We start from the raw sequence: 20,436 nt of genomic DNA, 5'->3' as shown, positions 1-20,436 counted from the left end.
GCGGGCGTGGCGGTTCGGCGCGGCGGCGGTCGCGCTGGTCCTGGTCGGGGCCGGCGCGGTGGCCCTGGCCGGCCGGGACGAGCGGGCGACGGGGACGGACGCGGACGGGCTCCGGGTACTGCCGGGCCGCCCCCGGGCGCTGCTGCTGGACGGGGTGTCGGGCCGGGTCGAGATCACCGGCTCGTCGGGGGACGCCGTCACCGCCGAGTACCTGCCCGAGGGCTCCGACGGCTCCGGCCCGGTCGGGTTCGGCCCGGCCGGGAGCGACGGCGCCGTGCCCGTGCGGTGCGCCGCCGCGAGCGGCGGCCCGTTCGACCGGTGCGGCGGGCGGCTGCGGCTCACCGTCCCGGAGGGCACCGCGCTGACGGTCCGCCAGGACTCCGGGGAGATCGCGCTGTCTGGGCTGCACGGCGACCTCGCGCTGTCGCTGGCTTCGATCCGCTGCACCGCCGTCGGCCTGCGCCCGGAGCACGCGACGGTGTCGATCCGCTCCGGCAGCGCCGACCTGGGCTTCACCGCCCCGCCCGGCGAACTGACCGTGGAGTCCACGTCCGCCTCGGTGGCGCTGCGGCTCCCGGAACGGGACGGCGGCTACGCGTTCGACTCGGACGCGGCCTCCGCCGACGTCCGGATCGGCCTGCCCGCCCGCCCCGACGCGGACCACCACGTCCGGCTGCGCACCACCTCCGCCTCGGTGGCGGTGCTGCCCGCCGACGGATAGCGGCGCAAGCCCGTCAGCGGAGCGCCGGACCGGTGCGGCCGGTGCCGGCGGAGCGGTCACCGGCCTTCCCGCCCGCACCGGCCGCACCGGCCGCACCGGCCGCACCGGCCGCACCGGTCCGGCGCTCCGCTCAGCCCGCCGCGCCGCAGCGCTCGGTGTCGATCTCCGGCAGGGTGGCCTCCGCGTAGCGGGAGCCGTGCACGGTCCCGTCGGACAGCACCCGGCCCGCCGCCGCCAGCAGTTCGGCGGGGACGTCCAGGCCGAGGACGGCGACGTCCTCGCGCAGGTGGTCCACCGAGCGGGTGCCGGGGATGGCGACGACGTGCTCGCCGCGGGAGAGCACCCAGGCCAGCGCCAGCTGGGCCACCGTCAGGCCCGCGTCCGAGGCCAGGGCGGCGAGTTCGGCGCGCAGGGCCAGGTTGGCGGGGTAGTGCGCGTCGGTGAAACGCGGCATGGTCCGCCGGATGTCGTCGGACGGCAGCTCGGCCACCGCGGGCGGCGCGTCGGTCAGGAAGCCGCGCCCGACCGGGCTGAACGCGACCAGGGCGACGCCCAGTTCGCGGGTGGCGGCCAGGGTGCCGCGCTCCGGGTTGCGGGTCCACAGGCTGTACTCGTTCTGCAGCGCCGTGATCGGGTGCACCGCGTGCGCCCGGCGCAGGGTGGCCGCCGACACCTCGGACAGGCCGATGGTGCGGACCTTGCCCGCCGCGACCAGCTCGGCCAGCGCCCCCACGCTCTCCTCGACCGGGACGGCCGGGTCGAGCCGGTGCAGGTAGTACAGGTCGATCACGTCGGTGCCGAGCCGGGCCAGCGACTCGTCGGCGGTGCGCCGGATCGTCTCCGGGCGGCCGTCGATGACCCGCCGTCCGTCCACGCCCGTCATGCCGCACTTGGAGGTCAGCACGATCTCGTCGCGATGCGGGCCGAGCACCCGGCCGACCAGCTCCTCATTGGCGCCGTAGCCGTACAGCGCGGCCGTGTCGAACAGGGTGACGCCCGCCTCCAGGGCGGACAGCAGCAGCTTGGCGGCGTCCCCGGGGGAGGGCGGGGTGTCGTAGGCGTGGCTGAGGTTCATGCAGCCGAGGCCGACGGCCGGGACCTCGAACGGCCCGATCCGGCGGAGGGCGGCCGTGCGCGGGGCGTTCACGCGCTCACCGGTACGGCCAGCTGCCGTTCCAGGTCGGCCAGGGTGCGGTAGCAGGGCAGCACCTGGGCGAGCGAGGCGTTCGGCTCGCGGCCCTCGCGGATCGCGGCCACGAACTCGCGGTCCTGCAGTTCGATGCCGTCAAGGGAGACGTCGATGCCGCTGACGTCGATCGGTTCGTCTTCTCCGGTCACCAGGTCATCGTAGCGAGCCAGGTAGGTGCCGGTGTCCCCGATGTATCGAAAGAAAGTGCCCAGCGGGCCGTCGTTGTTGAAGGACAGCGAGAGGGTGCAGATCGCCCCGCTCGCCGCCTGCAGCTGGATCGACATGTCCATCGCGATGCCCAGCTCGGGGTGGAGCGGGCCCTGCAGCGCGTTGGCCCGGACGATCGGCGAACCGGTCTGGTACGCGAACAGGTCGACGGTGTGCGCGGCGTGGTGCCACAGCAGGTGGTCGGTCCAACTGCGCTGCTGCCCGAGCGCGTTGAGGTTGGTGCGGCGGAAGAAGTAGGTCTGCACGTCCAGCTGCTGGATGGTCAGCCCGCCCGCCGCGATCCGCCGGTGCACCCACTGGTGGCTGGGGTTGAAGCGGCGGGTGTGCCCGGCCATCGCGACCAGGCCGGCGCGTTCGGCCGCCGCCACCGACGCCTCGGCGTCCGGCAGCGAGGCCGCGACCGGGATCTCCACCTGCACGTGCTTGCCCGCCGCCAGGCACTGCCGGGTCTGCACGGCGTGCAGCGGCGTCGGGGTGGCCAGGATCACCGCGTCCACGTCGTCCATCGCCAGCACCTCCGCCAGGCTGCCCGCCGCCCGGTCGACGCCCTGCTCGGCGGCGAACCTCCGTGAGCTGTCCGGCGAGGAGGAGACCACGGCGGCCAGCTCCACGCCCTCGATCCGGCGCAGCGCGGCGGCGTGCTTGGCACCGAACGCGCCGCCGCCGGCCAGGGCGATCCGCAGGGGCTGCTGGGTGGTCATGTCAGTTCTCCTCGGGGCGCTGGGGGCTGTTGGTCAGGATCAGGTGGCCGACGGCGGTGTTGGACGCCGGCACGTGGTAGAAGCGGTGCTCGACGTCCACCGCGCCGCCGTCGTCGACGTCGCCGAGCGCGCCGCGCGCGATCAGCCACATCACCAGCTCGATGCCCTCCGAGCCGGCCTCCTCGACGTACTCCAGGTGCGGCACCCGGGCCAGGCCCGCCGGGTCGGACACCAGCCGGTCGAGGAACGCGTTGTCCCACTCCCGGTTGATCAACCCGGCGCGCGGGCCCTGGAGTTGGTGGCTCATTCCGCCGGTGCCCCACACCTGCACGTCCAGCGGGCGCGGGTAGGACTCGATCGCCCGGCGCAGCGCCCGGCCCAGCTCGAAGCAGCGCGACCCGGACGGCACCGGGTACTGCACCACGTTGACGTGCAGCGGGATCACCTTGCACGGCCACCGCTCCACCTCGCCGAACATCAGCGACAGCGGCACGGTCAGCCCGTGGTCGACCGGCATCTCGTTGGCCAGGGTCAGGTCGAAGTCCTCCCGGATCAGGCAGTGCGCCAGGTGCGCGGCCAGCTCCGGGTCGCCCTCGACGTCGGGCACCGGGCGCGGGCCGTAGCCCTCGTCGGCGGCCGGGTAGGCGGCGCCGGTGCCCAGCACGAAGGTCGGGATCAGCGAGAGGTCGAAGGCGCTGGCGTGGTCGTTGTAGACCAGCACCACCACGTCCGGGGTGTGCGCGGCGGCCCACCGCCGGGAGTGCTCGTACCCGGCGAACACCGGCCGCCAGTACGGCTCGTCGGTCTTGCCGTGGTCCAGCGCGGCGCCGATCGCCGGCACGTGCGAGGTGAACACGGCGGCCGAGACGGCGGCGTGCTCGGCGGGCGGGGCGTCGGCGGCGTGCGCGGCCTCCAGCACGGCGTGGTCGATCCGGCTGGTCGGGGCGGTGGCCGAGCGGCCGCCGGAGACCATCATCTCCCGGTACTCCTGCTCGGTCATGCCGGTCATCGAGCCCGCCATCTGCTGGAACGAGAAGCCCAGCGTGGCGCCCCACTTGGCGAGGAAGTAGATGTTCCCGCCCTCGCGCACCGCCGCGTTGAGGTCCCGCTCCAGCAGGGCCCGCTTCTGCTCCTCGCGCAGCGGCCAGGCGTCCAGGTAGCCGCGCTCGTCGGCCAGGTAGGCGGCCCGGTTCTCGGCCGTCATCAGCGACATGCAGAACTGGTTGAGGTGGTAGCCGCGGGCGGACTGCTCGGCGTCGAAGATCGTGGTGCCGGGCACCAGCCGGTAGCTGCGGTCGATCGCCATGACGCTCAACTCCCTTCGTTCTCGGGCCAGTACAGGCGCATCGGGTTGTCCACCAGCAGCCGCCGGCGCAGTTCGGCACTCGGGGCGACGTGCGGGAGGAAGTCGACCAGCAGGCCGTCGTCCGGCATGTGGCCCTTCAGGTTGGGGTGCGGCCAGTCGGTGCCCCACAGCACCCGGTCGGGGAACTCCTCGACCACCCGGCGGGCGAACGGCACCACGTCCCGGTAGGCGTTCCGCTCGCCGTCCAGCGCGGGCGGGCCGGTCAGCGAGAGCCGCTCCGGGCAGCTGACCTTGCACCAGACGTCGTCCCGGGCCCGCAGGAAGGACAGGAACGCGGCGAACTCCGGCCCGTCGACGTCCGCGGAGACGTCCGGGCGGCCCAGGTGGTCGACCACCAGCGGCACCGGGACGGAGAGGAAGAACTCGCGCAGCTCGGCCAGGTCGGCGGCCTCGAAGTACAGCACCACGTGCCAGCCGAGCGGGGCGATCCGCTCCACCACGTCCCACAGGTCCGCGCGCGGGGTGACGTCCACCAGGCGGCGGACGAAGTTGAACCGCACCCCGCGCACGCCCGCCTCGTGCAGCTCGCGCAGCTCGGCGTCCGAGACGCCCGGCCGCACGGTGGCCACGCCGCGGGCCCGGCCGCCGGAGCGGCGCAGCGCGTCCACCAGGGCGCGGTTGTCGGCGCCGTGGCAGGTGGCCTGGACGATCACGTTGCGGGCGAAGCCCAGGTGGTCGCGGAGCGCGAACAGCTGCTCGGCGGAGGCGTCGCACGGCGTGTACTTGCGCTCCGGCGCGTACGGGAACGCGGCGGCCGGGCCGAACACGTGGCAGTGCGCGTCCACCGCGCCCGCCGGGAGCTCCAGGGAGGGGCGGCCGGGGGAGGGGTGCCAGTCCAGCCAGCCCGGGGTCTTCTGCTGTTGCGTCACGTGCTGTTGCGTCACGTGCTGTTGCGTCACGTGCTGTTCCGTCTGTTCCGTCACGGCGATCAGTCCTCGTAGCGCAGGCCGAGCTCGGCCAGCGGGCCGCGCATCGCGTACATGTCCAGGCCGAGTTCGCCCGCGCGCAGCCGCTCGCGCTTGACCGCCTCGTTCGCCTCCCGCTCCGCCGACGCCCCGGCGACCCCGGCGGCCCGCTCGCGCGGCACCACCACCACGCCGTCCGCGTCCGCGATCACCACGTCGCCCGGCCGCACCAGCGCGTTGGCGCACACCACCGGCACGTTGACCGAGCCCAGGGTGGCCTTCACCGTGCCGCGGGCGTTCACCGCCCGCGAGAACACCGGGAAGTCCATCGCCGCCAGGTCCGCGACGTCCCGCACCCCGCCGTCGATCACCAGGCCCGCGCAGCCCCTGGCCCGCAGCGAGGTCGCCAGCAGCTCGCCGAAGAACCCGTCCTCGCTCTCCGTCGTGCAGGCCGCCACCACCACGTCCCCCGGCCGGACCTGCTCCGCCGCGACGTGCAGCATCCAGTTGTCGCCCGGCTGCAGCAGCACCGTCACCGCCGGGCCGCACAGCCGCGCCCCCGGGTACACCGGGCGCAGGTACGGGCGGGTCAGGCCGGTGCGGCCCATCGCCTCGTGGACGGTTGCCGTGCCGAAGGCCGCCAGCGCGGCCACCGCGGCCGGGTCGGGCCGCTCGATCCTCGTGCGGACGACACCGAGTTCGGTGTGCATGGGTCTCTCCTCCTGGGGGTCGGGGGCGGTCAGCGCGCGGCGAGGCGGGCGGCCAGCCGGGGGTGGACGCGCAGCGCGTTGCCCGCGTACACGGCGGCCCGCTGCGCGTCGGTGAGGCGGTCGGTGGCGTCCACGTACCGCCGGGTGTCGTCGAAGTGGTGGCCGGTCAGCGGGTCGATCCCCCGGACGGCGCCGATCATCTCGCTGGCGAACAGCAGCCCCTCGGACGGCACCACCGAGGCCAGCAGGTCGATGCCCGGCCGGTGGTAGACGCAGGTGTCGAAGAAGACGTTGCGGCCCACCAGCTCCTCCGGCCTCGGCCCGCCCAGCGCCTGGGCCAGCCCGCGGAAGCGCCCCCAGTGGTAGGGCACCGCGCCGCCGCCGTGCGGGACCACCAGCCGCAGCGTCGGGAAGTCCGCGAACAGGTCGCCCTGCAGCAGCTGCATGAACGCGGTGGTGTCGGCGTTCAGGTAGTGCGCGCCGGTGGTGTGGAACGCCGGGTTGCAGGACGTCGACACGTGCACCATCGCCGGCACGTCGTACTCCACCAGCGCCTCGTACAGCGGGTACCAGGAGCGGTCGGTCAGCGGCGGCGCGCTCCAGTGCCCGCCCGACGGGTCCGGGTTGAGGTTCACCGAGACCGCGCCCAGCTCCTCCACCGCCCGCCGCAGCTCCGGCAGGCAGCTCGCCGGGTCGACGCCCGGCGACTGCGGCAGCATCGCGCCCATCGCGAAGCGCGCCGGGAACAGCGTGCTCACCCGGTGCACCAGGTCGTTGCAGATCCGCGCCCAGACGGAGGAGACCGCGAAGTCGCCGACGTGGTGCGCCATGAAGCTGGCCCGCGGCGAGAAGACCGTCAGGTCGGTGCCGCGCTCGTCCATCAGCCGCAGCTGGTTGGACTCGATCGCCTCCCGCAGGTCGTCGTCGGAGATCCGCGGCCCGGCCGGGTCGGGGGCGGCGGCCGGGTCGCCCGCGGCGGCGCTCTGGCGCTCGCGCCAGGCGGCGAGCTGCGGCGGTGCGGTGGTGAAGTGGCCGTGCGCGTCGATGATCACGGAGTTCTCCCGGAAGGTGGGGGGTGTCAGGCGGAGGTCGGCCAGCCGGTGTACTGCTCGGCCAGGTACGCGCGGCCCGCGCGGGTGCCCACCACGCTGTCCAGCTCGCCCAGTTGGCGGCGCAGCTCGAACGGCGCGGCCCCCGGCGCGGTGTGCAGCAGACGGGTCATCCAGGACGAGAAGTGCTGCGCCCGCCAGACCCGGCGCAGCGCCAGCGGCTGGTAGTCGGCCAGCGCCGGCTCGCCCTCGGCGCCCAGCGCCCGCAGCAGCACGCCCGCCAGCACCTTCACGTCGTGCAGCGCCAGGTTCAGCCCGCGCGCGCCGGTCGGCGGCACGGTGTGCGCGGCGTCGCCCGCCAGCAGCAGCGAACCCCAGCGCATCGGCTCCTGCACGAAGGACCGGAAGCGCAGCACCGACCGCTCCAGGACCGGGCCCTCGACCAGCCGGAAGCCGTCCCGGCCCGCGACCCGGGCCTGCAGGGTCGCCCAGATCCGCTCGTCCGACCAGTCGGCGGTCCGCTCGTCCGGGTCGCACTGGAAGTACATCCGCTGCACGCTCTCGGTCCGCTGACTGATCAGCGCGAACCCGTGCTCCGAGTGCGCGTACACCAACTCCGGTGCGCTGGCCGGGGCCCGGACCAGCACGCCGAACCAGGCGAACGGGTACTCGGTGCCGTACCGGACGCGCAGCGGCTCCGGGACCAGGCCCCGGCAGGTGCTGCGCGAACCGTCCGCGCCGACCACGTAGCGGGCCCGCAGCTCGTGCCGCGTCCCGTCCGCCGCCGTGAAGCGCACCCGGGGCCGATCGGTGTCCACGTCCAGCACTTCGGTGCCGCGCACCCCGAAGTGCACCGCGGCGCCGTCCCGCTCCCGGGCGTCCGCCAGATCGGTGAACACCTCGGTCTGCGGGTACAGCCACACCGAGGCGCCCACCAGCTCGCGGAAGTCGATCCGGTGCGCCCGGCCGCCGAAGCGCAGCTCGGTGCCCCCGTGCTCGTGGCCCTCGCGCAGGATCCGGTCGCTCACCCCGGTCTCCACCAGGTCCCGGGCCGCGTCCGCCTCCAGGATGCCCGCCCGGTGGGTGGTGGCGATCTCCTCCCGGCCGCGCAGGTCGATCGCCACCGCGTCCACGCCCGCCCGGCCCAGCCGGTGGGCCAGCATCAGCCCCGCCGGGCCCGCGCCGACCACCGCGACGGGCACTTCGGTGACGGTGTCGACCGGGTCGACGGCGGAATCGGGCATGACGGCTCCAGGGCGGGGCGGGGTGAGGGGGCGGCCCGGACGAGGTCCGGCCCGCCCCGAACGTTGGCAGCTCACCCCGCCGCCCGTCCGCACCCTTTCCGCCTGACGGAAACGCCCCGTTCCCGGCCGCCCCCGCCGCGCAGACTGGACCCGGTCAGAGCGCCGTGCGGGCCCGCCGCCCCAGTTCCTCGGAGATCCCGTGCACCGCCCGCAGCAACGGCTCCCGCAGCCCCCGCGCCCGCTCCGCGCCGCGCGCCGCCACCACGATCCCCAGTGCCGCGTCCACCGGCCCCGACCGGCCGATCCGCACCGGCGCGGCCACCGCCACCGTGCTCTCCGACAGCTGACGGTCGCTCACGAACACCTGCTCCCGGCGGATCAGGTCCAACTGCGCCCGCAGCGTCCGCGGATCCGTCACCGTGTGCGGCGTCCACGGGCGCAGCGGCTCCGCCAGCACCTCCTCCTGGAACTCGCGCGGCGCGTGCGCCAGCAGCACCCGGCCCATCCCGGTGGAGGCCACCGGGAACCGGGTGCCCACCATCGTCAGCAACTCCACCGAACGGTGCCCGGCGATCCGCTCCACGAACACCAGCTCGGCGCCCTCGCGCACCGCCAACTGCACGTTCTCGTGCGTCGCCTCGTACAGGTCCTGCATGAACGGCAGCGCCGCGTCCCGCAGGATCTGGGTGCGCGGACACCCCGAGGCGATCTCCCACAGCCGCAGCCCCACGTGCCACGACCCGTCCTCGGCCCGCTCCAGCGCCCCCCAGGACGCCAGCTCCGCCACCACCCGGTGCGCCGTGCTCACCGCCAGGCCCGTGCACTGCGCGATCTCCGACAGCGTCCGCGACGGGTGCTCGCGGTCGAACGCCGCCAGCACCTGCAGCACCTTGCCCGCCGCCGAAACCCGGTCCGTACTCATCCCGCTCATCCCGCCAGTCTCGCACCCGCCCGTCTCGCACCCGCCCTCCGGAGGAAACCCCCGTGCACCTGCTCGCCCTGACCTCGATGGCCGTCCGCCCCGCCCTCGCCGCCCTCGCCCCGCTGCTGCCCCCCGTCCGCTTCGAGGCCGCCGGCGGCGTCGAGGTCGCCCGCCGGATCCGCGCGGGCGCCGCCGCGGACCTGGCCGTGCTCGCCGCCGACGCGCTCGCCGCGCTGCACGCCGAAGGACTGGCGGAAGCCCCCCGGCCGCTCTGGGACTCCGAGACCGTCGCCGCCGTCGCCGCCGACGCGCCGCCCGCCGCCCTCGACACCGCCGACGACCTGCGCGCCCTGCTCACCGCCGCCCGCGCCGTCGCCCACTCCACCGGCCCCAGCGGCACCGCCCTGCGCGCCCTGGTCACCCGGCTCGGCCTGGACGGACGCGTCCGCCTCCTCCAGGCCGAGCCCGGCACCCCCGCCGGTCGGCTGCTCGCCGACGGCCGCGCCGACCTCGCCTTCCAGCAGCACAGCGAACTCGCCGGCCTCCCCGGCGTCCGGATCCTCGGCCCGCTGCCCGGCGACACCGCCATCACCTCCACCTTCGCCGCCGCCGTCCTCACCGCCGCCGGCCGCCCCGCCGCCGCCCGCGACCTGCTCGACCTGCTCGCCTCCGACGCCGCCTCGGCCACCGCCCGGGCCCACGGCATGCGCCCCCGCGGCCCCCGCTGAACCGGACCCGGACGGTCCGAAATCCGGCCCGCAGAAAGGGGATTGACGGTACGTCGGAAAAAGGATGCGATGATCCCGCACACGCCCGTGCGTACACCGAGCGACCGCGTGCGTGCGCCGAGCGGCCGGGCCCGGACGGCTCCGGGCCCGGCCCCCCGCCCAGTCGCGCCGACCCGGGGGAGTCCCGCCGATGCCCAGCACCACCGCCCACGTCGCCCGCCCCGCGCTCGTCCGCGGACCGCACACCGTCGACGCCGCCCGGATCCGCGCGGACATCCTCGCCCGCAACCCCGACCACCCGCAGTACGACGCGATCGGCATGGCGCTCGACAACCTGCCCGGCACCCGCCGCTACCTCGCCCCCTACGAGGAGATCACCGCCGCCCGCGACACCGCCCACCGCAAGGACGCCACCTTCGACACCGTCCGCGCCGCCGCCCTGCAAGCCGCCACCGCGGCCCTCGCCGACGCCGACCTCACCCCCGGAGACATCGACTGCGTGATCGTCTCCAGCTCCACCGCCGACAAGGTCCCCGGCCTCGGCACCCACCTGCTCAACGACCTCGGCCTGCGCCCCGGCACCCGGATCCGCAGCCTCACCCAGGCCGCCTGCGCCGGCGGCGCCCTCGCCCTGATCCTCGCCGAGGAGCACCTCGCCCGGAACCCCGGGCACACCGTCCTCGTCCTGGTCGGCGAGTTCCTCTCCTCCCTCTACCAGGACACCGACCGCACCCTGGAGGACCAGATCTACAAGGCGCTCTGGGGCGACGCCGTCGCCGCCACCCTGGTCGCCGCCCGCCCGCTCGGCAGCGCCCCCGCCCTGCGGATCGACCACACCTGGGAGCACACCCTCCCGCACACCGTCGCGCGCTACCGCAAGTACACCGACGAGCGCGGCGACCACTTCTCCTCCACCCGCGACTCGCTGCGCTCCGTCACCGACCTCGCCCCCGCCCTGCTCGACTGGCTCGACCGCAACGCCGGCGGCCCGCTCGACTTCGGCGTCCTACACCCCGGCGGCCCCGCCATCCTCACCCGGCTGGCCAAGGCCCTCGGCGTCGACGCGGACTTCGTCCGCCACTCCCGCGACGTCCTGCACGAGGAGGGCAACCTCGGCGGCGCCACCGTCTTCTCCGTCCTCGACCGCACCCACCGCACCCCGCCCCGCCCCGGCGACCGCGGCCTCCTCCTCGGCCTCGGCCCCGGCGTCACCGCCGCCGCCCTGCTGGTGACCTGGACCTGAACCGGCCCCGGCACCCGGGTGAGGACGGGCCCGAGGCAGTCCAGCGCGTCGGGGTCGAACCACTCCCACCTGGTGAACTTCTCCGGCTCCAGCACCGCCGGGGCGCCGGTGACGTCGAAGGCGCGCACCACCGCGGTGATCCGCGGCACCCGCTGGGCTGGGGCGCACTCGGTGAGCGCGGCCGCTTCCTGCGGACGCGGGGCGGTGAAGGCGACGCCGGCCTCGTAGCTCTCGTTCCAGTCGGCGGCGGTGAACCGGGGGGCGGTCATGGATCTCCGTGACGGCGCGTCGGGCAGCAGCCGGGCGGGTCGCTCGGGCGGCCGGCGAACTCCCGGACCTGCGGGTCGGGACCGTCCGCGCTGCCGCGGGCGCGGGCGGAGGGCAGGGTGCGCAGCCGGTCGGCCGCCGGGTCGAAGGCGACCGCGTCGCCCGGCTCCTGGAAGTGGACGGCGAAGTGCCGGCCGTCGCGGTAGGCGTCCAGGGCAGCCCGGCAGTAGGCCACCATCCCCGTCGGAAGGTCGGCCAGCGGGTACCAGCCCATGGCGTCGCACAGGTCGGGCTCCATGACGGCCGGCTCGCCGCGCCAGCGCCGCACCTCGAACACCAGGCCGATCCTTGAGGCGCCGTCCGGTGCCCGGTGGTGGACGGTGACGGCGTGCCGGACGTCGTCCGGGTCGATGACGACACCGGTCTCCTCGCGGGCCTCGCGGATCAGGGCCCGCACGGCGTCCTCGTGGGGCCCGTCGATGTGCCCCGACGGGAGGTGGTCGAGTCCGGTGGCGTAGACGGCCCCGGCCCGGCGCGACAGCAGGACCTCGGGACCCGCCGCGCCGTCGCGGCGCAGGAGCAGGTGCACGTCGACGGGCTCCCGGTGGCGGGCCCGCCGGGTGGGCCGGGGCGGCGGGTCTCGTCGTTCCAAGGCGGGTCCACCGTTCGACGGGAGTGCTGGGAGGTCCGATGCTCGGGCACCGGGCAGGCGCCGTTCAAGCGGGTCGCTTCCAGGCGCGCCTGGGGCGAACGGTGCGTTTTCGAGCACCCGGGCGGCACCGCCCGCTGCGGCGTCCCGCTGCCCGCGGGCACGCTGCCGCTTCCCGGTGCGCGGGAGGCGGGAGCCCGTTCGGGGACGGTTGCCCGCGCGAGGTCCGGGGTGGCGCGGGCGGGGAGGGCGCGCGGGGCGCAGCCGTCGTCTGATTCATCCGTTCGACTGATGGTGGCTCGAACGAGGTTTCGGCCGGCCCCGGGGTCCGGTCGACGGCCGGCCCGCGGGCGGCGTCCCGGGTACCCCGGCCGCGGACCCGGCCCGGACCGGCGTCAACCCCCGTACGCGGCGCGCCGATAACGGTTGGACGACCGGCCGCCCCCGGCCGGAGACTGTGTCCGGTGACGACCCAGACGGACCCCGCTCCGGAGCTGCAGCACCCCGGCGCCTCGACGGACCTGCCCGCCCTGCGGCGGCAGCTGGCGGTGCTGCACGGCGGGAAGGTGACCTCGGTGCACGTCCCCAGCGAGAGCCGGGGCCGGTTCGCGCTGCTGCTCGCCCTGACGCACCGCCGGTCGAACGGCAGGAACGGGCTCGCCTACCGCTGGCTGACCGTCGGCGGCCCCGACTGGCGGCTGGAGCGCACCGGCCCCGGCGGCCCGGTGCCGGCCGCCGCCTCCGGCGACGCGCTCCCGCGCCTGGTCGCCGACCTGCGGGTGCTGGTCGGCCGGGAGATCACCGACGTCCGGATCACCGAACCCGGCTGGGGCACCCGGATCGAGTTCGGCGACCACCGGCTGAGCGTCCTCCCCGCCGCCCTCCCCGCCCCGGACGCCGCTCCCGGCTGGGGGCTGCGGCTGCCCTCCGGCCGCCGGCTGGTGGTCGGCCCCGGCGCCCGCTGGGAAGCACGCGGATGAGCACCGCCACCCCCGAGGGGCGGTGACCGCCCGATGCTGCCGTACGTGTACCGCGTCACCAAGTACGACCCCGCCGACCGCGACGAGCGCGGCCACTACACCGGCACCGAGGACACCGGCAGCGACCACGGCCCGGTCGAGGCCGGGTACCTCGCCGCGTTCGCCGCGTTCGCCGCGGACTCCGAAGTGGGCGTGCTGGAGATCCGGGAGCCGTCGCTGCCCTCGGGGCTGGTCCACTTCGGGATCGAACCGCCGTACGGGGAAGACGAGTTGGACGCGCTGCTGCCCGGCGGCCGGGACGGGCTGCACGACGGGCTGCGGGTGGGCGTACCGCTCGCGCGGGAGCTGGTGCGGGCGATGCTGCGCGACAGCGGGTTCTGGGGCCGTCTGGAGTCCGAGGACCGGTTCGCCGTGCACATCGGCTACGACCAGTACATGTACGTCGGCAGCCGCCTGCCGTGCGAGCGGGCCGTCGCCGCCACCCACGCCTCCGGGCTGTTCGCCGAACGGATCGGCGCCTCCCCGTACGATCCCGAACCCGAGCCGCGCGAGGCCGAACCGCGTCCCGCCGACCGGGAGTTCTGGGCGCGGCTGCGCCGGTGCGTGGAGCAGGGCGAGGCCGCGCTGCTGGAGGAGCACTCCGCCACCACCCGCTGGCACCGGCTCACCCCCGCCAACCTCGGCGCCGTCCGGGCCGGCCTCGCCCCGCGCACCTGGCTCTCGGTGCGGCCCGACGTCCTCGGCGACCCCGGCGCGGTGGCCGCGCGGCTGGCCGCGCTGACCGAGGACGACGACACCTTCGAACTGCTCGTCGAGCACGAGGACGGCCGGATCACCGGTGACGTCCACCACCCCGGCCACCCGGTACCCGACCTCTCGCGGGCCCGGGGCGCCGCGCTGCTGTCGATCCACGCGGGCGAGGACCTCCCGCTGTTCACCGCCGCCCGCCCCGACCCGGACGGCGTCCTGCGCCTGCGCTGGGCACCCGACCCGACCCCCGGCGACGTCCGGTGGGCCCGGCTGCGGGCGCTGCGGGTCGGCGCGCCGGTCACCGTCGTGGCCGGCCCGGACGGCACGGCCGGACTGGCCGGACCGGCCGGACCGGACGGCCTGCCGGTCGGGTTGAGCGGCGGCGATCCGGCCCCGGGGCAGCGGGTGGCGGGCCGGATCACCGCGGTCGACCTGGTGCGCGAACGCGTCGAGGTCACCGCTACAGGGTGGTGAAGTACCCGCCGAGCAGCCGGGCGTCCGCGCTCTCCGGGTCCAGTTCGCCGTGCTCGGCGAGGATCCGTCCGGCGTACGCCTCGGCGTCGTCCTGCGGTTCGTAGCCGAGCGCCCGGGCCGGGCCGAGGTCCCACCAGGCGCGGGTGTTGGCGCTGATCGCGTTGACCACGGTGTGGCCGACGCCGGGCGCGGTGAGGGCGGCGTGCACCAGGCGGGCGCAGTCGCCGGGGCTGAGCCAGGTGGAGAGCATCCGGGGCGAGCGCGGTTCGGGGAAGCAGGAGCCGATCCGCAGCGAGACCGTCTCGATCCCGTACTTGTCGGCGTACAGCGAGGCCAGCGACTCGCCGAACACCTTGGACAGGCCGTAGTAGGTGTCCGGCCGCGGCGGGATGTCGGCGCGCACCGGCAGTTCGCCGTCCAGCGGGGTGAAGCCCACCGCGTGGTTCGAACTGGCGAACACCACCCGGCGCACGCCCTCGGCCCGCACCGCCTCGTACAACTGGTACGTGCCCTCGATGTTGCTGTGCGCGATGTTGGCGAAGGTGTCCTCCAGCGCGATCCCGCCGAGGTGGACGACGGCGTCCGCACCGCGCACCGCGGCCCGGACGGCGTCGGCGTCGGCCAGGTCGAAGGCCAGCGCGTCCGGCGCGTCCGCGACGGGCTTCAGGTCGGCCAGCCGCAGCCGGTAGCCGTACGGGGGCAGCAGCTCGCGCAGCATGGTGCCGACGCCGCCGGCCGCACCGGTGAGCAGAACGAGCGTCACGACGCCTCCAGGGTGTGGGACTTGATGTAGTCGAGGTCGAAATCGTCGCCCAGGCCCGGGCGTTCGGGGAAGACCACCACGCCGCGACCGTCGATCGCGTCGACCGCCGAGTTCAGGTGCGGCGGCAGCAGGTCGAAGTCCACCAGCGGGTGCAGCAGGCCGCGTTCGTACCAGCGGCTGTGCGTGCTGGCGCCGAGCAGGGCGAGGTTGCCGGAGCCGTTGCCGTGCACCTCGCAGTCCAGGTTGAACGCCTCGGCCAGGTGCAGGGTGCGCACCGCCGGGGTGATGCCGCCGACGTCGGTGGTGCCGGTGCGCAGGATGTCGCAGGCGCCGGAGGCCGCCCACTCGGCGCGGGTGAAGTTCTTGCCCCAGGAGGTCTCCGGGCCGATCACCGGGATGTCCAGCTGCTCGGCCAGCCACCGGTAGGAGGACACCGACGCCTCCTCCATCGGCTCCTCCAGCCAGGAGAAGCCCAGCTCCTGCAGCGCCCGGCCGAGCCGCAGCGCCTCGGTGCGCGAGTACCAGTGGTTGGCGTCCAGCATCAGTTCGACGTCCGGGCCGACCGCCGCGCGCACCGCCGTGCAGGCCGCGACGTCGAGCGCCACGCTCGGCGCGCCCGCCACCGGCGGCATCCAGGTGTGCAGCTTGATCGCCCGGTAGCCCTGCTCGACCAGCCGCACCGCGAAGTCGGCGTAGTCGGCGGGGGTGGCCAGCCCGCCGGGCAGCTCGTCGCCGCACATGGTGGAGGCGTACGCGGGGGCCTCCCGGCGGGCGCCGCCGAGCAGCCGCCACACCGGCTGGCCCAGCCGCTGCCCCGCCAGGTCCCACAGCGCCAGGTCGACGAAGCACAGCGCCCGGTCGGTCAGGCCGCCGCCCGCGCCGCGCTGGCGCCGGGCCAGCGACGTCCACAGCCGCTCGCGCTCCAGCGCCTCCTGCCCGAGCAGCGCGGGCCGGACGTACTTCTCCAGCACGTGCGGGCGCAGGTGGTCGGGCTGCACCAGCACCCGCCCGGCGACGCCGTCGGCGTCGGTGACGGTCAGCAGGGCCTCGCGGACCTCGTGCGGCTCGGCGGGGTGCCGGTGGCCGTGCGGGTCGACGGCGGTGCGGGCGAGGGTGGTGAAGAAGGTCACCTCGACCGATTCGACGGCTGCCACCCCCGTCAGCCGTTCTTCGCCCGGTAGTCGGCCTGCGCCTTGGTCAGCGCCCCGGCCACCGACGCGGCGAAGTCCGCCGGGGACATCTGGCCCAGCAGCACCTTCTGGAAGTTCGGCTCCGCCTCGGTCTTGGTGATCTTCGAGTACTGCGGCAGGTAGACCGGTGGCTGCACCAGCTTCCCGCTGTTCAGCGCGTCCCCGGCCTGCTTGGTGATGCCCGACTTGACGTACCAGTCGTCCGCGTAGGCCGCGGTGTTGGCGGGGATCTGCCCGGCGTTCTCGTTCCAGTACGAGTTCGACGCGTGCGAGTCCAGGTACTCCAGGAAGGTCCAGGCGGCGTCCTGGTGCTTGGAGTTCTTGAACACTCCGAAGCCGTCGACCGGGTTGGCCAGCGTCGCGGTGCCGTCCGGCCCGGCCGGGAGCAGCATGCCGGCCGCCTTGTCGCCGAGCGCGGACTTCACGTCCTTGGTGGAGCCCAGGTTGTGGTGCACCATCATCACCTGGCCGGCCTGGAACTGGGCGAGCATCTGCGGGTAGGCGTTGGAGACGTCGGCCTCCGGGGTGGTGTTCTTGTACTGGGCGGCGATCTTCGCGATCAGTTCGACGTTCCTCGGGTCGTCGACGGTGGACTTCCCGTCCGCGTCGAACACGCCGGTGATCCCGGAGTAGGCGTACGCCTCGGCGAGCACCTGGAAGCCGGAGCCGGCGCCGCCGCGGATGGTGAAGCCGTACTGGTTCGCCGGCTTGTCGGTGAGCTTCGCCGCGGCGGCGAACAGCTCGTCCCAGGTCTTCGGAACCGCGATCCCGGCCGCCTCGAACTTGTCCGCCCGGTACCAGATCACGTCCTGGTTGCCGGAGGACGGCAGCTGGTACAGCCCCTTGCCGCCGGCCGCGGCCCTCGACGTCTCCAGCATCGCCGCCGACAGCTCCCCCTTCAGCGGACTGCCCGCCAGCCGGTCGTCGAGCGGGACGAGCGCCTTCTGCGCGGTGAGCGAGGCCAGCAGGGCGGTGGTGACGCCGCCGACGTCGGGGGTGGAGTGCGCGGCGATCGCGGTGTTGTACTTCTCGGCGACCTCGGAGCTGGTCACCCCGACGTACTTGACCTCGATCTCCGGGTGCTCCTGCTCGAACCCGTCGATCAGGTGCTGGAACAGCGGGGTGCGGGCCGGGCCGGCGTTGTTGTCCCAGAAGGTGATCACCGTCTTCTTCGCGGAGTCACCGGAGGAGCCGCCCGAGGAGCAGGCGGAACAGGCGGTCAGCAGGCCGAGCGCGGTGAGGGCCGCGGCGGCGCTGCGCAGGGGACGGGCCATGGGTGGGGAGTCCTGTCTGTGACGGGGGCGGGAGGGAGCCCGGGGTCGGGGAACGCGCGGGGAGAACGCGGGACGGGGAACTCGCGGGACGGGGAGCGCGGGGTCAGGGAACTCGCGGGACGGGCGGCGCTCAGCCCTTGACGGCGCCGGCGCTCAGGCCCTGGACCAGGTACTTCTGCACGAAGGCGAACACCAGCACCACCGGCACCGCGGCGACCACGCCGCCCGCGGCCAGCGCGCCGAAGTCCACGGTGTTCTCGCCGATGGTGGTCTGCAGCCCCACCGGGACGGTCTGCAGCTCCGGGTCGTTGAGGAACATCAGCGCGAACAGGAAGTTGTTCCAGCTGCCGATGAAGGCGAACGAGCCCACCGCGACGATGCCCGGCCGCAGCAGCGGCAGCACCACGGCGAGGAAGGCGCGCAGCCGGCCGCAGCCGTCCACCATCGCCGACTCCTCCAGCTCCACCGGCACGTTCTTCACGAAGCCGCTCATCAGGATCATCGCCAGCGGCAGCTGGAAGACCGTCTCGGCGACCACCAGGCTCCACCGGGTGTCGATCAGGTGCAGCAGCCGGAACACGTTGAACAGCGGGATCAGCATCATCGCGCCCGGCACGAACTGGGTGCACAGCAGCGCCAGCATGAACGCCCGCCGGCCGCGAAAGCCGAACCTGGCCAGCGCGTACCCGCCCATCAGGGCGAAGAAGGTCACCGACACCAGGGTCAGGACGGCGATCAGCACGCTGTTGGTGAAGTAGGTGCGGAAGCCCATGCCGTTCCACACCGTGTCGAAGTGCTCGAAGGTCACCGGCCAGGGCAGCAGCGCGGTGGAGCCGGCCGGGCGCAGCGCGAACAGCAGCATCCAGTAGAACGGCACCAGGGTGAAGACCAGGTACAGGCCCAGCGGCAGGAACAGCCGCAGCACCCGCCCGGTGCCCGCCCGGACGGCGGCGCGCCGGGGGACCCGGGCGGCGGGACGGCGGGCGGCGGGCAGCGGGGTGGCTTCGGAGCTCATCGCCGCACCCCCTCGCCCCGGCCCTCAAAGCGGCTGAGCCGCAGGTACAGCACCGAGCAGAACAGCAGCAGCACGAAGGCCGCCGCGGTGAGCGCCGAGCCGTAGCCGAAGTCGTAGGACTTGCGGGCCAGTTGGGCCACGTACAGCGGCAGGCCGGTGGTCGCCCCGGCCGGGCCGCCGTTGGTCAGGGTGTACAGCAGGTCGACGTTGTTGAACTCCCACACCGCGCGCAGCAGGGTGGCCAGCACGATGGCGTCCCGCAGGTGGGGGAGCGTCACGTGCCAGAAGCTGCGCAGCCGGCCCGCGCCGTCGATCGACGCCGCCTCGTACAGGTCCTTCGGGACGGACTGCAGGTCGGCGAGCACCAGGATGGCGAAGAACGGGACGCCGCGCCAGAGTTCGGCCACCACCACGGCCGGGAACACGGTGTCCGGGTCGCCCAGCACCGAGGTCGCCGGGTCGCCGAGGCCCAGCGCGGACAGCTGGTGGAAGACCCCGGTAGCCGGGTTGTACAGCAGCAGCCAGATCCCGGTGGTCAGCACCCCGGACACCGCCCAGGGCGAGAACACCAGCGCCCGGGCCACCGCCCGGCCGACGAAGGTCTCGTTCACGATCAGGGCCAGGGCCAGGCCCAGCAGCAGTTGCAGGCCCACCTCGGCGGCCACCCACTTTGCCGAGAACAGCAGGCTGTGCCAGAACTGCTGGTCGCCCAGCATCCGGGAGAAGTTGTCCAGCCCGACGAAGGCGTCGTCGTACGGCTCGTTCACCACCCGGTGCTGCAGGGCGTAGTAGCCGACGCTGCCGAGCGGGACCAGCAGGAAACCCACCAGCAGCAGCGCGGTCGGAGCGATCAGGGCGTACGGGGTGAGTGCCCGGCGGACGCGGGCTCCGTACGGACCGGCGAGCGTCACGGGGAGCTCACCTCCTCTACATTCGTGGACGCCGTTCACATGTGTGGACACCCTAGGGAGGGTGTGATGGGTCGTCAACCCTCTTCGCACGTAAGGATTTTGATTCTTCGTTCATGGATGTGTACTGCGATCAGAATGATGTATAACGCTGCTGTGGTGCCGCAGCAGCACCCCTCCCGCCGTCCCGACAGGAGACCCCCGTGCCCGACACGCCCGACCGCCTGCGCAGCCGCCTCGACGGCCTGCTGTTCTTCCCCGTCACCGCCTTCGCCCCCGACGGCCGCCTCGACCTCGCCGCCTTCCGCGCCCACGTCCGGGCCCGCCTCGACGCCGGCGCCGGCGCCGTGTTCGCCGCCTGCGGCACCGGCGAGTACCACGCCCTCGACCTCGACGAGTACCGGGCCGTGGTCGCCGCCGCCGTCGAGGAGACCGCCGGCGCCGTCCCCGTGGTCGCCGGCGTCGGCCACGGCACCGCCCTCGCCCTGGAGTTCCTGCGCCGCGCCGAGGAGGCCGGCGCCGACGGCGTCCTCGCCCTGCCGCCCTACCTGGTCAAGCCCTCCCAGCAGGGCCTGCTCCGGCACTACGCCGACCTCGCCCGGGCCACCCGGCTCGGCGTCATCGTCTACGCCCGCGACAACGCCGTCCTCGAACCCGACACCGTCGCCGCCCTCGCCGCCCTCGACAACGTCATCGGGTTCAAGGACGGCATCGGCGACCTCGACCTGCTGCAACGCGTCATCAGCGCCGTCCGCACCACCCACCCCGGCCTGGACTTCCGCTACTTCAACGGCCTGCCCACCGCCGAACTCACCGGCCTCGCCTACCGCGGCCTCGGCGTCACCCTCTACTCCTCCGCCGTCTTCTGCTTCGCCCCCGACCTCGCCCTCGCCTTCCACCGGGCCGTCAACGGCGGCGACGACGCCCTCGCCCACCGCCTGCTCGACGGCTTCTTCCGCCCGCTGGTCGAACTGCGCAACCAGGGCCGCGGCTACGCCGTCTCGCTGGTCAAGGCCGGCGTCCGGCTCGACGGCCTCGACGTCGGCACCGTCCGCGCCCCGCTCGCCGAACCCGCCCCCGCCCACGTCGAAGCCCTCGCCGAACTGGTCGCCCACGGCCGCACCCTGCTCTGACCCGCCCGCCCGGTGTCCGGCCGGCGC

Annotated in this window: 20 protein-coding genes; 6 read left to right on the top strand and 14 right to left on the bottom strand. The window is 74.6% G+C overall.

Annotation, left to right across the window (positions count from 1 at the left end; genetic code table 11):
- On the top strand, positions 1-721 hold a 721-nt coding region (locus ACWEO5_RS10145), incomplete at its 5' end, for a hypothetical protein (RefSeq protein WP_452161924.1).
- Positions 722-851: 130 nt separating this feature from the next.
- Here the strand turns inward: ACWEO5_RS10145 and ACWEO5_RS10140 are convergent.
- From ACWEO5_RS10140 to ACWEO5_RS10105, 8 genes are all read right to left on the bottom strand, one after another.
- Positions 852-1,868: an aldo/keto reductase gene (locus ACWEO5_RS10140; RefSeq protein WP_452161922.1), complete on the bottom strand. Its 1,017-nt coding sequence runs from the start codon at positions 1,866-1,868 to the stop codon at positions 852-854.
- Positions 1,865-2,839: a Gfo/Idh/MocA family oxidoreductase gene (locus ACWEO5_RS10135; RefSeq protein WP_452161920.1), complete on the bottom strand. Its 975-nt coding sequence runs from the start codon at positions 2,837-2,839 to the stop codon at positions 1,865-1,867. The genes ACWEO5_RS10140 and ACWEO5_RS10135 overlap by 4 nt, the downstream gene beginning before the upstream one ends.
- 1 nt (position 2,840) lies before the next feature.
- Positions 2,841-4,145: a protocatechuate 4,5-dioxygenase subunit alpha gene (ligA, locus tag ACWEO5_RS10130; protein WP_452161918.1), complete on the bottom strand. Its 1,305-nt coding sequence runs from the start codon at positions 4,143-4,145 to the stop codon at positions 2,841-2,843.
- A 5-nt stretch (positions 4,146-4,150) separates the two neighbouring features.
- A complete protein-coding gene (locus tag ACWEO5_RS10125; protein WP_452161916.1) occupies positions 4,151-5,074 on the bottom strand; it encodes an amidohydrolase family protein in 924 nt (307 codons plus the stop codon).
- 59 nt (positions 5,075-5,133) lie between these two features.
- Positions 5,134-5,820 (bottom strand): 4-carboxy-4-hydroxy-2-oxoadipate aldolase/oxaloacetate decarboxylase, encoded by a 687-nt coding sequence (gene ligK, locus ACWEO5_RS10120; protein ID WP_452161914.1) that lies wholly within the window; start codon positions 5,818-5,820, stop codon positions 5,134-5,136.
- A gap of 29 nt (positions 5,821-5,849) precedes the next feature.
- The gene (locus tag ACWEO5_RS10115; RefSeq protein ID WP_452161912.1) at positions 5,850-6,872 is read right to left on the bottom strand and encodes an amidohydrolase family protein; all 1,023 of its coding nucleotides are present in this window, start codon (positions 6,870-6,872) and stop codon (positions 5,850-5,852) included.
- Between the two features lie 26 nt (positions 6,873-6,898).
- Entirely contained in the window at positions 6,899-8,113 is a 1,215-nt protein-coding gene (locus ACWEO5_RS10110; protein WP_344554800.1) for a 4-hydroxybenzoate 3-monooxygenase, read from the bottom strand.
- A 154-nt stretch (positions 8,114-8,267) separates the two neighbouring features.
- Positions 8,268-9,035 (bottom strand): IclR family transcriptional regulator, encoded by a 768-nt coding sequence (locus ACWEO5_RS10105; protein WP_452161934.1) that lies wholly within the window; start codon positions 9,033-9,035, stop codon positions 8,268-8,270.
- A gap of 62 nt (positions 9,036-9,097) precedes the next feature.
- Between ACWEO5_RS10105 and ACWEO5_RS10100 the strand changes: the two genes are divergently transcribed.
- The gene (locus ACWEO5_RS10100; RefSeq protein ID WP_452161910.1) at positions 9,098-9,763 is read left to right on the top strand and encodes a substrate-binding domain-containing protein; all 666 of its coding nucleotides are present in this window, start codon (positions 9,098-9,100) and stop codon (positions 9,761-9,763) included.
- Between the two features lie 190 nt (positions 9,764-9,953).
- Complete coding sequence (locus tag ACWEO5_RS10095) at positions 9,954-11,006, top strand: 3-oxoacyl-[acyl-carrier-protein] synthase III C-terminal domain-containing protein (protein ID WP_452161908.1); 1,053 nt, start codon at positions 9,954-9,956, stop codon at positions 11,004-11,006.
- Between the two features lie 265 nt (positions 11,007-11,271).
- On the opposite strand, the gene ACWEO5_RS10090 is transcribed toward ACWEO5_RS10095, so the two are convergent.
- Positions 11,272-11,925 (bottom strand): NUDIX hydrolase, encoded by a 654-nt coding sequence (locus ACWEO5_RS10090; RefSeq protein ID WP_452161906.1) that lies wholly within the window; start codon positions 11,923-11,925, stop codon positions 11,272-11,274.
- A gap of 461 nt (positions 11,926-12,386) precedes the next feature.
- On the opposite strand from ACWEO5_RS10090, the gene ACWEO5_RS10085 reads away from it, so the two are divergent.
- Entirely contained in the window at positions 12,387-12,902 is a 516-nt protein-coding gene (locus tag ACWEO5_RS10085; RefSeq protein WP_452161904.1) for a hypothetical protein, read from the top strand.
- Positions 12,903-12,935: 33 nt separating this feature from the next.
- Positions 12,936-14,126, top strand: coding sequence for a hypothetical protein (locus tag ACWEO5_RS10080; protein WP_452161902.1), 1,191 nt, complete (start codon positions 12,936-12,938; stop codon positions 14,124-14,126).
- Here the strand turns inward: ACWEO5_RS10080 and ACWEO5_RS10075 are convergent.
- The 5 genes from ACWEO5_RS10075 to ACWEO5_RS10055 all read right to left on the bottom strand — a co-directional run bounded on the left by ACWEO5_RS10075 (position 14,113) and on the right by ACWEO5_RS10055 (position 19,279).
- Positions 14,113-14,889, bottom strand: coding sequence for an NAD-dependent epimerase/dehydratase family protein (locus ACWEO5_RS10075; protein ID WP_452161900.1), 777 nt, complete (start codon positions 14,887-14,889; stop codon positions 14,113-14,115). The genes ACWEO5_RS10080 and ACWEO5_RS10075 overlap by 14 nt on opposite strands.
- Positions 14,886-16,043 (bottom strand): enolase C-terminal domain-like protein, encoded by a 1,158-nt coding sequence (locus ACWEO5_RS10070; protein ID WP_452161898.1) that lies wholly within the window; start codon positions 16,041-16,043, stop codon positions 14,886-14,888. The genes ACWEO5_RS10075 and ACWEO5_RS10070 overlap by 4 nt, the downstream gene beginning before the upstream one ends.
- A 5-nt stretch (positions 16,044-16,048) precedes the next feature.
- Complete coding sequence (locus ACWEO5_RS10065) at positions 16,049-17,353, bottom strand: ABC transporter substrate-binding protein (protein WP_452161896.1); 1,305 nt, start codon at positions 17,351-17,353, stop codon at positions 16,049-16,051.
- 130 nt (positions 17,354-17,483) lie between these two features.
- Complete coding sequence (locus ACWEO5_RS10060) at positions 17,484-18,368, bottom strand: carbohydrate ABC transporter permease (protein ID WP_452161894.1); 885 nt, start codon at positions 18,366-18,368, stop codon at positions 17,484-17,486.
- Positions 18,365-19,279, bottom strand: coding sequence for a carbohydrate ABC transporter permease (locus tag ACWEO5_RS10055; RefSeq protein WP_452161892.1), 915 nt, complete (start codon positions 19,277-19,279; stop codon positions 18,365-18,367). The genes ACWEO5_RS10060 and ACWEO5_RS10055 overlap by 4 nt, the downstream gene beginning before the upstream one ends.
- Positions 19,280-19,479: 200 nt before the next feature.
- On the opposite strand from ACWEO5_RS10055, the gene ACWEO5_RS10050 reads away from it, so the two are divergent.
- On the top strand, positions 19,480-20,409 hold the full coding sequence (locus ACWEO5_RS10050; RefSeq protein ID WP_452161890.1) for a 5-dehydro-4-deoxyglucarate dehydratase: 930 nt from the start codon (positions 19,480-19,482) through the stop codon (positions 20,407-20,409).
- The last annotated feature ends 27 nt before the right edge of the window (positions 20,410-20,436 follow it).

The sequence above is a fragment of the Kitasatospora sp. NPDC004272 genome, from assembly GCF_053603035.1.
The sequence above is the reverse complement of the archived record's forward strand: the minus strand, read 5'-3'. Positions and strand labels throughout refer to the sequence as shown.

Coding starts and splice junctions, on each gene's coding strand:
- ACWEO5_RS10135 (WP_452161920.1), bottom strand. CDS start 2,839: ATGACCACCCAGCAGCCCCTGCGGATCGCCCTGGCCGGCGGCGGCGCG.
- ligA (WP_452161918.1), bottom strand. CDS start 4,145: ATGGCGATCGACCGCAGCTACCGGCTGGTGCCCGGCACCACGATCTTC.
- ligK (WP_452161914.1), bottom strand. CDS start 5,820: ATGCACACCGAACTCGGTGTCGTCCGCACGAGGATCGAGCGGCCCGAC.
- ACWEO5_RS10110 (WP_344554800.1), bottom strand. CDS start 8,113: ATGCCCGATTCCGCCGTCGACCCGGTCGACACCGTCACCGAAGTGCCC.
- ACWEO5_RS10105 (WP_452161934.1), bottom strand. CDS start 9,035: ATGAGTACGGACCGGGTTTCGGCGGCGGGCAAGGTGCTGCAGGTGCTG.
- ACWEO5_RS10095 (WP_452161908.1), top strand. CDS start 9,954: ATGCCCAGCACCACCGCCCACGTCGCCCGCCCCGCGCTCGTCCGCGGA.
- ACWEO5_RS10080 (WP_452161902.1), top strand. CDS start 12,936: ATGCTGCCGTACGTGTACCGCGTCACCAAGTACGACCCCGCCGACCGC.
- ACWEO5_RS10065 (WP_452161896.1), bottom strand. CDS start 17,353: ATGGCCCGTCCCCTGCGCAGCGCCGCCGCGGCCCTCACCGCGCTCGGC.
- ACWEO5_RS10060 (WP_452161894.1), bottom strand. CDS start 18,368: ATGAGCTCCGAAGCCACCCCGCTGCCCGCCGCCCGCCGTCCCGCCGCC.